Annotated in this window: 10 protein-coding genes and 2 riboswitches; of the genes, 5 read left to right on the top strand and 5 right to left on the bottom strand. The window is 61.3% G+C overall.

Features of this window, described 5'->3' with window-relative positions:
* Positions 1–331 precede the first annotated feature (331 nt).
* A complete protein-coding gene (locus BXE_RS28860) occupies positions 332–1,264 on the top strand; it encodes a flagellar brake protein (RefSeq protein WP_011491659.1) in 933 nt (310 codons plus the stop codon).
* 39 nt (positions 1,265–1,303) lie between these two features.
* Here the strand turns inward: BXE_RS28860 and BXE_RS28855 are convergent, their stop codons facing one another.
* The 4 genes from BXE_RS28855 to cobW all read right to left on the bottom strand — a co-directional run bounded on the left by BXE_RS28855 (position 1,304) and on the right by cobW (position 7,940).
* The gene (locus BXE_RS28855) at positions 1,304–1,843 is read right to left on the bottom strand and encodes a vWA domain-containing protein (RefSeq protein ID WP_049782281.1); all 540 of its coding nucleotides are present in this window, start codon (positions 1,841–1,843) and stop codon (positions 1,304–1,306) included.
* Positions 1,844–1,968: 125 nt separating this feature from the next.
* On the bottom strand, positions 1,969–3,042 hold the full coding sequence (locus tag BXE_RS28850; RefSeq protein ID WP_011491657.1) for an ATP-binding protein: 1,074 nt from the start codon (positions 3,040–3,042) through the stop codon (positions 1,969–1,971).
* Complete coding sequence (gene cobN / locus BXE_RS28845) at positions 3,039–6,842, bottom strand: cobaltochelatase subunit CobN (RefSeq protein ID WP_011491656.1); 3,804 nt, start codon at positions 6,840–6,842, stop codon at positions 3,039–3,041. Before cobN ends, BXE_RS28850 begins: the two co-directional genes overlap by 4 nt.
* A 6-nt stretch (positions 6,843–6,848) precedes the next feature.
* Entirely contained in the window at positions 6,849–7,940 is a 1,092-nt protein-coding gene (gene cobW, locus BXE_RS28840; RefSeq protein ID WP_272942397.1) for a cobalamin biosynthesis protein CobW, read from the bottom strand.
* Between the two features lie 193 nt (positions 7,941–8,133).
* Positions 8,134–8,415, bottom strand: a riboswitch (cobalamin riboswitch).
* A gap of 67 nt (positions 8,416–8,482) precedes the next feature.
* Positions 8,483–8,735: riboswitch (cobalamin riboswitch) on the top strand.
* Between the two features lie 235 nt (positions 8,736–8,970).
* Here cobW and cobA point away from each other — a divergent pair.
* The gene (cobA, locus tag BXE_RS28835; RefSeq protein ID WP_040125379.1) at positions 8,971–9,741 is read left to right on the top strand and encodes a uroporphyrinogen-III C-methyltransferase; all 771 of its coding nucleotides are present in this window, start codon (positions 8,971–8,973) and stop codon (positions 9,739–9,741) included.
* Positions 9,738–10,184 (top strand): cobalamin biosynthesis protein, encoded by a 447-nt coding sequence (locus BXE_RS28830; RefSeq protein ID WP_040124761.1) that lies wholly within the window; start codon positions 9,738–9,740, stop codon positions 10,182–10,184. The genes cobA and BXE_RS28830 overlap by 4 nt, the downstream gene beginning before the upstream one ends.
* Positions 10,185–10,413: 229 nt before the next feature.
* Here BXE_RS28830 and BXE_RS28825 read toward each other — a convergent pair whose 3' ends face one another.
* The gene (locus BXE_RS28825; RefSeq protein ID WP_011491652.1) at positions 10,414–11,220 is read right to left on the bottom strand and encodes a 2OG-Fe(II) oxygenase; all 807 of its coding nucleotides are present in this window, start codon (positions 11,218–11,220) and stop codon (positions 10,414–10,416) included.
* Between the two features lie 549 nt (positions 11,221–11,769).
* Between BXE_RS28825 and BXE_RS28820 the strand changes: the two genes are divergently transcribed.
* Together BXE_RS28820 and BXE_RS28815 are read left to right on the top strand one after the other, a co-directional pair.
* Positions 11,770–13,305 carry an O-antigen polymerase gene (locus BXE_RS28820; RefSeq protein WP_011491651.1) on the top strand — a complete coding sequence of 512 codons (1,536 nt, stop codon included), beginning with the start codon at positions 11,770–11,772 and terminating at the stop codon, positions 13,303–13,305.
* A gap of 30 nt (positions 13,306–13,335) precedes the next feature.
* Positions 13,336–14,424, top strand: coding sequence for an acyltransferase family protein (locus BXE_RS28815; RefSeq protein WP_148311806.1), 1,089 nt, complete (start codon positions 13,336–13,338; stop codon positions 14,422–14,424).
* Positions 14,425–14,435 lie beyond the last annotated feature (11 nt).

Here is a 14,435-nt window from a genome sequence, read left to right as displayed (position 1 = left end):
GCCACCGGAAAACCTCAACAACTCACACCACCCGGCACCGCTTCGTTCTGCGTCGCTGCATCAGCAGCAGAGAAACGAGATTATGGAGAGCGGGTGACATGTCGTCAACCCCCTTCGCGGAATATTTTTCAGAAAGTGGAGAGTAACGAAATGAGCCGTCACCCCTACACCGTCAAATTAGTTAGCTATCCGATTGAATTGCGATCCAGCGGGGCACTACTCACCAAAAAGAAGCGCCGAAAGAAACGAAAGCCGGATCCCGTTGAAAACTAAAGTTTTTCTTCTGACAGCCGTCAACCGGGATATCCCGCCACTCAAATAGTCGCTGACCATGGACAATCCAGTCGAGGAACACTCACCCACCGCGCAAACACCAGTTCTGAATCTCGACAACGTTCCGGTAGGCGTCCCCCTCGAATGGCCGATCGTCGACGCCGACGGCACACTCCTGTTCGCCACTGGCACCATCCTCGCGACTACGGACGAGCGCAACTTCCTGTTCGGCCACTTCCACCCGCAACGCGGCGACTTACTGGACGCGGCCACGCAACCGGCGCCCGAATCAGACGCCCACGCGGACCCCGGCAGTCCACTGACGCTCAAAGACATGCATCTGGAAATCGGTGCCTTGATCGGTGTGCGCCCGCAGGTCGGCAGCGGCGCGCCGATGCATCCATGCCGCATCATCGGCTTCGCACCGAACCATGCGCTCTTCGTCACGCCGCCGATGCACGACGGCCGCATGCTCCCAATGGGTCTCGGCGAAAACATTGAAATCGTCGCGATAGCCAGCCATGCCGTGTTCCGTTTCGTCTGCACGATCGAAGCGATCTGCCGCTCGCCGTTCGACTACGTCGTGTTATCGAAGCCCGGCGTGATCCGTCGCCTGCGCGAACGCAAGTCGATCCGCGTCCGCACGCATCTCGCGGTGCGTTTCGGCATCGGTCAAAGCGGCGAGTCGTATGAAGGCCTCGGACTCGCGAAAGGCGTCAGCGCGCTCGGCATGTCGCTGGCCGCCTCGTGGACTCTGGGCGCTGTCGGCGACCGGTTGCGCCTCGCATTCCGTCTGAAATCGAAAGATCTCGATACGGAGATCGAAACCACGGCCGTGATCCGCAATGTGCAGCAAGGCAGCGGGCCGGGCACGCCTTCGACTCATGGACTCGAACTCGATCAACTCGACGCGACCCAGCAGATGGCGATGAAAGTCTTCGTGTTCGACCGCCAGGACGACGTGGTGTACTGGTCGAGCGGTTTGAAATGAATCCGCGCAAGACAATGAGCGGCATAGCGCCCCCGTCGCTCAGCTCATCAATTCTTCCGGCGTAAAACGCCGCGCGCCCCACGCATCGGCGAGCAATTCGCAACGGCCGAGCCGTATCGCCTCACGTTCGAAATCGACGAACACGACTTCGTCCGCATCGAGTGGGCGCGCGGGCGTGTCGCGCGTGCGGCCATCGGTCAGAATCCATAGCCAGCGTTGCTGCGCGGGCTTGCGGCGCGCGCTGCGCTCCAGCAGTTGTCCCGCTTGCCGAACGCCGGCCGTGAGAGGCGTGCCGCCACCACCTCCCACAGGCCTCAGCCATCGCTCGTTCCACCAGCGCGGCACTGCGGGACCGAATCGCACATCCGCTCCCGCGCCGCCGAAACAGACCAGGGCGGCCTCGGCACGCGCGGCGCTCGCGTGGTCGAACAGGGCGATCAGCAATCCCTTGGCGAGCGCGAGGCGCTGTCCGGCCAGCATGGAGCCTGAGCAATCGAGTACGAAACAATGAAGCACGCCGCCGCGCGGCGCCTCGCGCATGAAGCGCAAATGCTCGGCGCGTAACACGTCCTGCCCCATCGCGGCGAGTGTCCGGGGCCAGGCGATGCGCTTGCCCGGCGCCGCACCCAGGCGGCTGCGCGCACCCGCGCCTTGCTGCCATCGAAAACCGCTGCGCGAGTCAGCGGCGGCGCCTTTCCGATGGCTCAGCGTTTTTTTACGTTGAGCGGTATGACGCCTTTGACGTGCGTGTGCGTGGTCGCGCTCGGCTCGGGCGCCAGGTAGCCCCAATCGCTATCGCCGGCAGCGTCGGCCGACTGCGCATCGCCTCGAGCGGATGAAGATGAAGACTCAGACGACCGCTCCACAGCACCAGCGGAAGCGTCATCCTCACGCGCATCATGATCCGCTTGCGACTCACGGGAATGCCGCCGATGAACCAACACCGCCTCCGCAACCCGATCGACATGCTCCGCCGTCACCGTGGCTGCCTGCTCGAACGCCGCCAGCGCACGCGCCGCGCGCAGCATCACGAGATCGGCGCGCAAGCCGTCTACGGCCGCCTCGATACACAACGCGCTGACCCGTGCATGTACGGCTTCATCGAATGCGAGTTGCGACAGTGCGGCGCGCGCCGCATGAATCTGCTCAACATAAGCCGCCTGCTGTTGCGCGTAACCGGCCCTGAAACCCTGCGGATCGAGATCGAACGCGAGGCGTGCCTTCACGATCGCCTGCCGCACGCTCGGCTCGAAACAGTTCTGCAACTCGACCATCAAGCCGAAACGGTCGATCAATTGCGGCCGCAATTCACCCTCTTCCGGATTCATCGTGCCGATCAGCACGAAGCTCGCGTCGTGGCTATGCGACACGCCATCGCGTTCGACGGTATTCACGCCACTCGACGCCGCATCGAGCAAGGCATCGACCAGCGCGTCGGGCAGCAGGTTGACCTCATCCACATACAGCACGCCACGATGCGCCTTCGCGAGCAGACCGGGCGAGAAACGCACCGAACCATCGCGCAGCACGGTTTCGATATCGAGCGTGCCGATCAGACGATCTTCGCTCGCGCCGAGCGGCAGATTCACCAGTTGCCCTTCCGGCAACAACTCGGCCAGCGCCCGCGCGGCGGTCGACTTGGCCGTGCCGCGCGGCCCCGTGACCAGCACGCCGCCCAGCGCCGGATCGATGGCGGCCAGCAGCAGCGCCTGCTGCAAAGGCGCCTGACCGATCAGCGCGGCAAATGGAAAAACGGGCCGCTGGGCTGCTGAATTCATGGTTGCATTCCTTCAATCTGCTGCTCGCTCGCGAGCAGATGCTGTTCGACCTGCGCGCGATAGTCGCCGGGCGCCTGCCACAATCCGCGCTGCATGGCTTCGAGCAGACGCTCGCAAATCGAATGCAACGCATGTGGGTTGTGTCGCTGCAAAAACTCGCGGGTGTCGGCGTCGTTCAGATACGCATCGGTCACGAGCGCATATTGATGATCCGCGATCACGCGCGCGGTCGCATCGTAACCGTACAGATAATCGACGGTCGCCGCGATCTCGGCCGCGCCCTTATAACCGTGGCGCTTCACCCCATCGAGCCATTTCGGATTGACCACGCGCGAGCGGATCACGCGTGCGATCTCCTCGTGTAGCGTGCGCACGCGCGGCGCGGCGGGATTGCTGTGATCGGCGTGATACACGCTCGGCTGATTGCCGGCCAGATGCCGCACCGCGGCGACCATGCCGCCCTGGAACTGGTAATAGTCGTTCGAATCGAGCAGGTCGTGCTCGCGGTTGTCCTGGTTCTGCAGCACCACGTCCAGTGCGGCGAGGCGCGCGCCGAACGCGTGGCGCGCTTCTTCGCCCGCGCTCTTTTGCGTGTACGCGTAGCCGCCCCATGCCTGATAGGCGTTCGCCAGATCCGCGTCGGTCTGCCATTGCTGCGAGTCGATCATGTCCTGCAGACCCGCGCCGTAAGCGCCGGGCCGCGCGCTGAACACACGCCAGCCGGCGCGCTTGCGCGCTTCGGCGGCGTCCATGCCGCGCGCGATGAGCGCGTCGCGCTCACGCAGCACGCGCGCGCGAATCGGGTTCAGGTCTTCGGGCTCGTCGAGTTCCGCCACTGCCTGCACGGCGGCGTCGAACAGATGCATGACGTTGGCGAACGCATCGCGGAAGAAACCGGAAACACGCAAGGTGACATCGATACGCGGCCGGTCGAACACCTCGATCGGCATGATTTCGAAATCGGTCACGCGGTGACTGCCGGGCGCCCACTTCGGCCGCACGCCGAGTAGCGCGAGCGCCTGGGCGATATCGTCGCCGCCCGTGCGCATGGTCGCGGTGCCCCACACGGAGAGGCCGATGGCGCGCGGATAATCGCCCTTCTCCTGCAAATGCCGTTCGATCAGTTGCTGCGCGGATTTCAGTCCGAGCGACCAGGCGGCTTGCGTGGGAATGGCGCGCGTGTCGACCGAATAGAAGTTGCGGCCGGTGGGCAGCACGTCGGGCCGTCCACGCGAGGGCGAACCGCTCGGCCCAGGCGGCACGAAACGCCCTTCGAGGCCACGCTTGAGCTGAAGCATTTCCTGCGGGCCGCAGGCATCGAGCCGCGGCAGCACGTCGGCACGCAATCGCCCGATTACGCGCTCCGTTTGCGGCAAGCCGTCGGCAACCGGCATTGCCGACGCATCCGGTCGATCACCGCACACACCGCGCAACAGCGACGCCGCCAGCAACTCCAGCCGTTCACGCGTATCGCCGCAGTGCCGCCACGGCGCATCGCTCACGCGCTCCAATACATCGGGACGCGGGCCGTCCCACACCGCCGACCAATCCACCGACAACGGATCGAACAGATGATCCATCCGCAGATCGCGCGCCAGCGCATCGATCAAGCCGGCCTTGCCGCCTTGCCCGTCGCCGACAGGAAAACGCCCCAACGCCAGCAGCGTATCGCGCCGTTGCACACCGCCAGGCGATTGGCCGAACGTATGCAAACCATCGCGAATCTGCGCTTCCTTCAACTCGCACAGCCATGCATCGACACGCGTGAGCAGCGCGTCCTCAGCGTCCTGGCCGTCCGGTTCCGCGAGACTCAGTTCCTCATGCAACCGGTGTTCGACGATGGTCGCCAGAATCGTGCGCCGCAACAGCTTCGAGCGGCGCGGGTCGACCATCAGCGCTTCATAGTATTCGTCGACCTGACGCTCCAGGTCCTGCAGCGGCCCATAACTTTCGGCGCGCGTGAGCGGCGGCATCAGGTGATCGATGATGACCGCCTGTGCGCGGCGTTTCGCCTGGCTGCCCTCGCCCGGATCGTTGACGATGAACGGATACAGATGCGGCATCGGCCCGAGTATCAGATCGGGCCAGCACGCGTTGCTCAACGCGACACTCTTGCCGGGCAGCCATTCGAGATTGCCGTGCTTGCCGACATGCACGATTGCGTCGATACCGAACTGGTGGCGCAGCCAGAAATAGAACGCCAGATACGCATGCGGCGGCACGAGTTCGGCGTCGTGATAGCTGGCGTAATCGCCCTGCTCGCGCGAACGCGACGGTTGAATGCCGACGAACACCTGCCCGCAACGCCAACCCGCAATCATGAAGCGGCCGCGCCGCAGCGTAGGATCCTGTTCGGGCGTGCCCCAACGCGCGTTCAATGCCTGCCGCGCCTCAGCGGGTAAAGCGTTGAAATGCGCGAGATAATCGTCGAGCGCGAGGCTTTGCAGGGCGGGACGCAGATCACGCACTACCGGATCGTTGGTCACGCCTTCGGTGAGCTTTTGCAGCAGCGCGTCGCCGTTCGCGGGCAAGTCAGCGAGACGATAGCCTTCGTCGCGCAGCATCGACAGAATGCCGACTACCGAAGCCGGCGTATCGAGTCCCACACCATTGCCAATGCGCCCTTCGCTCATCGGATAGTTGGCGAGAATCAGCGCGAGCTTTTTGTCCGCGTTATCCAGTGAACGCAGACGGCACCAGCGCCGGCTCAGTTCGGCAAGAAACCCCACCCGTTCGGCGTCCGGCTGATAACGCACCACGTCGACCTGAGTGTGCGGACAACGGTATGCGAGCCCCTTGAAACTGATCGCGCGCGTAATGATGCGGCCGTCCACTTCCGGCAGCGCGATATGCATGGCGATATCGCGCGAATTGAGGCCCTGATTGTCCTTGATCCAATCCTCGCGATTACCGCCGCTCAGGATCACCTGGAACACGGGCGCGTCGCCGGCGAGCGCGAGCGGCTCGGGGTCGTCGATCGCGGACGCGGCGAACGCGGTCGTGTTCAGCACCAGCGAGACATCGTGCTCAGCGCACAGCGATTGCACCACTTCGCGGCTCAGCGCATCTTTGAGCGAGGTGATCGCGATCGGCAGCGGATTCAGACCTTGCGACTCCAGTGCGTCGATCAACGCGTCGAACACCGCTGTATTGGCCGCCTGCAGATGCGCCTTGTAGAACAGGATCGCCGCAACCGGCGCGTTCTGTTGCCAGCGCGTCTGCCAGTCGGCGATAGTCGGCGTGTCGCGACCGGGATGATAGAGCGTCGCGGCAGGCAACGCGCGCGGCGGCGCAGGCTCGCGCCCCCAGCCGAATGCGCGATGCGCGATACAGCGCAGGAACGCTTCGGCATTCTGCGGACCGCCTTCGCGCAGATAGCGCCAGAGCTGGTGACACAGATCGGCGCCGGCGGTGCTGCGCGCGAGCAGGTTCGGATCTTCCTGCAGATCGCCCGAGAACATCGCGAGCATCTGCTGTTTGCGCCCGGCGAGCGCCACCACCTGCTCGATGCCGTAAGGCCAATACGCTTCGCCGCCGAGATGATCGACCACCACCACGCGCGCATGCTGCAAAACGTCTTCGACGTAGAAATCGACCGAGGCCGGTTGCCGCAGATACGTGACGTTCGCGAGCCGCACGCTCGGAAAACCCTCTCCCAGACGCGGAAAAACGCTCGCCAGCAGCGACAGCGTGGTATCGGCGGAACTGAGCACCACGATATCGGCGGGCTGCTGATCGATGCGGATCACGCCTTGCGTATCGTCGACAAAACCGCCCGGCGTGGTGCGCAACAGATGCATGAGCGCTTACGCCTGTTGCGTTTCGACGCCCGACGGCACGCCGAGCGCCGCGTCGAACGCGCGCTGCAACGCGGCGTGATCGAGATCCTCGCCGATCAGCACGAAGCGGCTCGGGCCGCTTTCGCCGGCCTGCCAGCGGCGATCGAAATAGCTGTCGAAGCGGCGGCCCACGCCCTGAATCACCAGACGCATCGCCGCGCCCGGCAGCGCCGCGAAACCTTTGACGCGGTAGATCGTGTTCGTTTCGACGAGCCCTTGCAGCGCGGCGATCACCGCCTCGCGCGACGGCGCATGCGCGTGCACGACCACTGAATCGAATTCGTCGTGATGGTGGTCGGCGTCCTCCGCGGAACCGTGGTGATCGTGGCGCAGGTGGATCGTGTCTTCCGAGGCCGCTTCGAGGCCCAGCAACGTGTGCAGATCGAGCTGGCCCATCTGCGCGCGCACGATCTTCACTTGCGGCGGAATTTCTTCGCGGATCGAAAGTTCGACCGCGCCTTGCTGCGCGTCGTCGAGCAAATCCGTTTTGTTCAGAATCACCAGATCGGCGGCGGACAACTGATCTTCGAACAACTCGTGCAACGGCGACTCGTGATCGAGATTCGGATCGGCCTTGCGTTGCGCATCCACGGCAAGCGGATTGTCGGCGAACTGGCCGCTTGCCGCAGCCGGTCCGTCCACCACGGTGACCACGGCGTCCACGGTGAAACTGTTCTTGATCTGCGGCCAGTTGAACGCCTGCACCAGCGGCTTCGGCAACGCGAGACCCGACGTTTCGATCAGCACGTGATCGATCTGATCGCGGCGCTCGACCAGTTTCTCCATCACCGGAAAAAACTCTTCCTGCACGGTGCAGCACAGACACCCGTTCGCCAGTTCATACAGTTGGCCTTCGGTTTCCACACCGTTTTCATCGCAACCGATTCCGCAACCCTTGAGGATTTCCCCGTCGATGCCCAGTTCGCCGAACTCGTTGACGATCACCGCAATGCGCTTGCCGCCCGCATGCTGAAGAATATGCCGCAGCAGCGTGGTCTTGCCGCTGCCGAGAAAGCCTGTGACGATGGTGACGGGGATCTTGCGCATTTGAGTTTGCATCGTGAGGTCCATCCGTAGGAGTTGCACGTGCACGCCGGCGCGTTTGTGTGTCTGTCTGCATGAGCCGGATAAACGGCGCGTAAGTCCAGCGAGCCAGGACGACAACACAACATGGGGACGAACGACGGGGTGCCGCGACAACGGAAACAGAAAGCGTGAATGAGGTCATGAACGCGCCACCGCATCCCCGCGGTGTTCATTCTTCGTATCTGGCCGGTATCCGGGCTGGCGAAAGCGCCGCTTCCCCTTCCCGGGCGAGTGATTTCTCGCCCAGTGGTGACATGCCCGCGCGGCCTTGCGCGTGGACATCGAAGCCGGCTCCGCGGCGCTAAAGAACTGACCTTAGCACCACATTTCGCTTACCGTTGCGGGGGCAGCACAGGTTGACCCGATCCATGACAGGCGGGCACCCTGTTTCCCGTTTAACTGCATGCGCACGAGCGGGCACGCGAGCACCAAAGTGCGTGCGAGTGTAGGCCCGCAGCCCGCGGCAGTCAAGGAAACGCCGGTCTCGAGCGCTTATCGGACGGGACGCCATGTGCTATCGTAGGCGCGCGTTTGGTGCCCGCACATGCATTCGCGTGTGCAGTTAAACGGGAAACAGGCCGCGCTTCACGCGCTCAACCTGTGCTGTCCCCGCAACGGTAAGCGACCTGCGGAGCAATGTTGAGTTGTCTTGCGCCGCGCATGCGTTTTTTCGATGCCACTGTCCTGCGCATTCCAGCGAATGCGGACGGGAAGGCAAAGCGCATGAGGCCGCCAGCCCGGATATCGGCCAGACGCGGAGGCGGCGCACCTCAGTGCAACATCGCGCCGCCGGCCGCCAGAATCCGCGAGGGACGGATGTGAAGGCGCTGAAGCACGACGTGGTGCGTCCGTATGCGGGTTCCCGGAGGAACCGTTACGAGCCGCGCATTGCGCCGTGCCTGAATCCATAGCAGTGCATGCTCCAAAAGTCCGCGCCCCGGCGCTCGTTCGCGCCTGCCTCTCATCCGCTCGTCACGACATGGCGCCCGCCATGCACGTCGCGATGACCCGCGCCTGGCTGATCGGCGCCGGTCCCGGCGACGTCGAACTCATGACGCTCAAGGCCACCCGTGCATTGGCGCAAGCCGACGTAGTGCTGGTCGACGATCTGGTGAATCCCGACGTACTCCAGTTCGCGCGCGCCGACGCGCGCATCGTCCATGTCGGCAAACGCGGCGGACATCCGTCCACGCCGCAGGAAGGCATCGTCGCGCAATTGCTCGAGCACGTGCGGGCCGGGCGCAGCGTCGCGCGCCTGAAAGGCGGCGATCCGTTCGTGTTCGGCCGTGGCGGCGAAGAACAGCAGGCGCTGCATGCGGCGGGCATCGAGGTGGAAGTCATCAACGGCATTACGGCGGGAATCGCGGCGCCCGCGGCAATCGGCATTCCGGTCACGCATCGCGATCACGCGCAAGGCGTGGTGTTCGTCACCGGGCACGGCGCGGGCAGCGCCGAGCCGGCTTGGGCCGCGCTGGTGGCCACGCGCATGACACTCGTGATCTACATGGGCATGCGGCGGCTGGGCGATATAGTCGACGCGTTGCTCGCGGCCGGCATGAGCGCCGAAACGCCGTGCGCGGCGATCGAATCGGCGACCCGTCCCGGGCAACGCCACGTACTCGCGCGGCTCGGTGAGTTTGCCGGGAGCGTCTCGCGTGCGGGACTCGGCTCGCCGGCGATCGTGGTAATCGGCGGTGTGGCGTCGCTCGCATTGGCGCGCGACGCTGCGTATGCCGACGCCGCAACGTTGCCGGCAAACGGAGACGTAGCATGAAAACGCTGAGCGTAGGCATTGGTTGCCGCTTGCACAGCGCGCCTGAGCAGATCGAAACAGCGGTGCGCGCGGCGCTCGGCCCGCATTCATTCGAAGAAATCGCCACCGTGGCCTCGATCGATACCAAAGCTCACGAAACCGGCCTGCTCGAATTCTGCGCCCGCCATGCGCTGCCGCTGGCATTCTTCAGCCGGGAACAGATCGCGGCGATGCCCGTAGCGGAGCCCTCAGCTGCAGTGCGCGGGCATCTCGGCGTGGACGGCATCTGCGAGCCGTGCGCGTTGCTTGCGGCAACGACGACCGGACGCGGCGAATCCGCCGCTTTCCATGCGCATCGAGCACGGCTTCTGGTGCGCAAAACTGTTCATGCCGGCGTTACCGTGGCGATAGCATCGAGCGCCGCTCTCGCTGAACGCGACCACCCGAACAACGACACCCGGTAACAGAATCTGCAACGAAGACCGATCCCGAATCTGCTAAATATCGCGACCAGCAAGGGATAGCATGGACTGACTTCAGATCTATAAACGCTGAGTCAATGGCGATTCTGGTCTGATCGCAGAGTTCGTCCCTGTCGATCATTGTCAAAGGCAGTTCGATGAACTGCACCTCCGAGCATCTGACCGGAAAGCTTGCGTCGACCCGAGTCGCGTCGGTACAGGGCCAGCTCGATCATACCCGGCCAAGCAAGCGTTTCGCCGCGACACGAAAATACGGTGGCGTCATACCTAGCATCACGTCTTTTGCCGTGATGCGACGGCGCTCACCCGGACGAAGCCGGAACTTTGTCGAGTGCTCTGTTCCAACCACCGACTTGGGCGCGCCGTTCGTGTAGTAGTAGAGCGCAACCGAACGTCTATTTGTTCCTTGCGGAGACGCCAGCGGATCGGGATGTCCATGCCACGAATGCTCGTCGGTGTTGAAGATCGCGAGACGATTGCCGAGCGGCGCAATATTCTGGACGCAGTGCTTCATATCTTTGCTCCAAAGCTGCAAATGACCGTTCCACTCTTCCTGCCATGTGTCGTTCAGGTAGTACAGCACATTGAGTCTACGGTAGAGCTTTGATTCCGGATGGTAGTTGTAGTCGACATGCACTCCCAGGTGCCCGCCCGGCAATGTTTGATGAAGCCCACCTCCATGTAGATGCGGATCCGGCTGCAGGCCCTCGATTCCGGACACTCGCTCAAGAAAGCGCAGGAACGGCGCCGAATTGAATTCCATGATCAACGTACGCAACGCCGGCGGAATGGCAGTGAAGTCCGCACTTTGCAGCTTCAGGTTTTCAGATGCTCGCTCATACGCGGTCCAGATCGACTCGTCTGGGCCTGGGAAAGTCGCGCTTAACTGGTGATAAGTGCTTTCGTCCAGGAAATCGTCAATGGCGATATACGGAAACGGGTGCGCCTGCTGGTACTGGTCAGCCAGTTCACGCGAAAGCCAGTCGATCTTCGCGACGTCGATCATATCGTTGTGCATAGGGGATCCCAATGGGCAGTTTGCCGCTGCAAAGGCTGACGGTCCCGCCCAGAGCGTGGCCGATAAGCCGGGCTCTACGCGATACCGCGAACTGGCAATGCAGTCTCCTTACCGCAATTATTTCTGCATCGATACTACGCGCCTCGAATTGCAAGGCAAGTGTGAGGATTTGTAATTTTCAGACATAACCTTCTCTTGAACCGCCGTGCATCCGGCTTATCTGCGGAAAAGACGAGTACCGCTGCCAATGGCCCGGTTATTGGCTCTGTGAGGTCGTTAGCGAAGCGGGCGGTCCGTCGCGGCCAGGTACGCATTGGAGCGCGTCAGAATTCCCAGCAGCCAGCCTGCAATGCTTCGGGGACGGTATGGGCGTAGTCGATGACCCGGGCGAAAGCAGTCAGCACGCCGATCACCCGGCCCACCGGTGTCAAAAGAAGAAGTCGCCGCCCGCGCTGATCCGAGCGCTGAAATCTGGCAGGCGAATGGGCCAAACCGCCATCATGTTGGCATTTTCCGTCAGTTGCACGAGGTCCGGTTCACGGCATATGTATGATGCACCGCAACTTCTCCTCCCTTGCTGTTGCTCTTTTTCTGCCGCAGCGGTTTCCGCGTGAAAAGGGACACTTATGCGCGAAGCCTGGAGCCGCGACCGGACTGGCACATGACCTCACAATTCAACTTCGGCGCGTCGGGCGACGGGCAACGATGACAGCTCCTGGAACATATAGGGCACCGCGAACGGTGCTCCCGCTGAATTTTCTGCTTGGGCTGAGCGCGCTCTTCGCCGCACTGGGCGCTCAGATCTACCCCGTCCTGGGAATCGTGTCATTAGCGATCATTGTGTGTTCGTTGTTACAGGCGACGAAGAAGAACCTGGCAGGACCGCCATTCGTCATGCTCATCGTGTTCGCTCTCTACGTTCTCCCCCGGGCGGCAATGGTGATATTGGGATTAATCGATACATTTTCGGGATTCAATCTTGGCAACGACAATCAATGGATCATTGGAACGGTTCTCTTCGTCTATGCTTTTTTGTTGGGGATAGATTTAAGCGGCACCAACAAGGTGCCCCTCGCAGCCCCGGCCACGGGGTCAAAATTCGCGGTAATGGTAGGTCTGTTTTTGATTTGCTGCTCCATGCTGTTCTTCCTGAGCTATTTGAATTCGGTTGGCGGCGTAGGAGGTCTGATCGAAAACTACAACGCAGAAACCTATTTCGCAACCGTTCAGGACGAAGTTGCATCCGCCAGCAAGAACGGATCGATCTATACCTTGATTGCGGGATTTACCATCATCAGCGCCGCATCTTTTTCAATTAAAAAATCACCAAAACTGGCATTTTTTTATCTCATCCTGTGCGGAATTGCGTTGGTAATGGCTATTGGCTTCATCAAGCGCGAATACGCGTTCGAAGTCCTGATGGCCATTATCGTTGCTCTGGTTGCAAAGAAGTCGCTGGTCAAGCTGAAAAAACTCGCCGCCATAAGTCTCGGGGCCGCCGCGGGGCTCTTCATGCTGTTCCTCGTCAGATCGGGATTTCAGCTCGACAATCTGGCCGAGGTCCCGTTGCTTTTGCTCGATACCGCGGAATTCTGGGTGCTGGATCAAATCATTAACGTGTATCAGAATGGCGTCGCTTTAACGGGCTACGATTACGGATGGCTTCATGTCATGGCCCTGGTTTCGCCGTTCGTACCCTATAGCTCATATATGCCTCTGGATCACATACTCATTGAGCGTTCAATGGGCATCACAGGCTGGGGAATTCCTCCGACGATATTCGGATACGCATTTCTCGTTTTCGGCTGGATCGGGCTGATCCCGTACGGCATCGCCCTTGGATTCGTCATTGGGCGCGTGGATCGCTGGCTTAAACAACGAACACAAAAAGCGTGGTTCTTCTTGAGCGCCTATATGATTTTCATCATGTATTGCTGGTTTTTGTTTAGAAATGGAGATCCCGCTTTAGCCGGCTTCTCTACCAATCGATTTTTACTTGTCGTAATTTTCGTCGCGATAATTGAACATATATTTGATCGGGGCGTGAGAAAAATGGACATTCAGAAGAGAGTACGCGTGGCGTGAAATTTCATTGCAGCATGAAACCGATGACACGTGAAATCCCTGGAGCGGTCCTCCGGAACATCGAATACTTCCGGGAATTTACAAAAACGGTATGAAGCACGGGGGTTCTTGATGCTCATTTCAGTTCAATATCTGCGAGGTCTGGCGGCGGTTCTCGTCCTCATTCATCATGCGATCCACAAACAGGGGCAGCTGTCGGGATCAGGCGGAGAGTGGCAATTCGGCGTGTCGGGAGTCGATCTCTTCTTCATTATTTCGGGTTTCATCATGTGCCACATCACGGCGCGTCGGGAAACTACCGCACGGGATTTCCTTTGGGCACGCTTCAAACGCATCATACCTCTGTACTGGACACTGACCTTGGCGGCGCTCGCCGTTTATATCGTCAGTCCAGATATGGTGAACAGCAGCGGCGGGACAACGACAATAATCAATTCCTTTACGCTGATTCCAACCGGCGACGTGTTTTTGATCCAGAACGGCTGGACGCTGAGCTATGAGTTTCTGTTCTATCTTGTCTTCGCGATGTCACTGTGGATCGGGCGTGACTGGCGACTCAGCGCAGTCGCGGCGGCGCTTGTTGCCATGGTAGCGCTCGGCGCCCTGCTCAAACCAGGTGATCCGACGTTGCAGGCCTTGACCGGGCAGTTGCTTCTCGAATTCGTCATGGGTATTGGTGCATATCGGTACATCAATCAGTTGCAGCACTCGCGGGCACTCGACGTTGGGCTGTTCATAACAGGCATTGCGACGCTTGTTATCGGTCTGTTTATCAATCACGTTGGTAACCGGGTATTGTGGTACGGCCTTCCGTACGCACTGCTCTTCGCGGGCTTTGTTAGCCTGGACGCGGTGGTGGCGAGAGCCGGAGTCGGACTGATCTCGCGCGTGCTGAAAAAGATCGGCGATGCTTCCTACTCCATTTACCTCTCCCACCCTTTCGTGTTTTCTGGCATGGGCGTTGTGATCAGGAAATCGCACCTGCACATGGCGCCTTCGCTATCGATCGCTGTCATGGCCGTTACAGCGGTTTGCGCGGGCTACGCGTGCCATGAAATGCTGGAACTGAAACTCGAGCGTTGGATAAGGTCTCTGTTCAGCTCGCCGACATTGGCATAGCTTAAGCGAGC

Origin of the sequence: Paraburkholderia xenovorans LB400 (genome assembly GCF_000013645.1) — a bacterium.
Classification (GTDB): Bacteria; Pseudomonadota; Gammaproteobacteria; order Burkholderiales; family Burkholderiaceae; genus Paraburkholderia; species Paraburkholderia xenovorans.
This window is presented reverse-complemented; position numbering and strand designations above follow the sequence as displayed.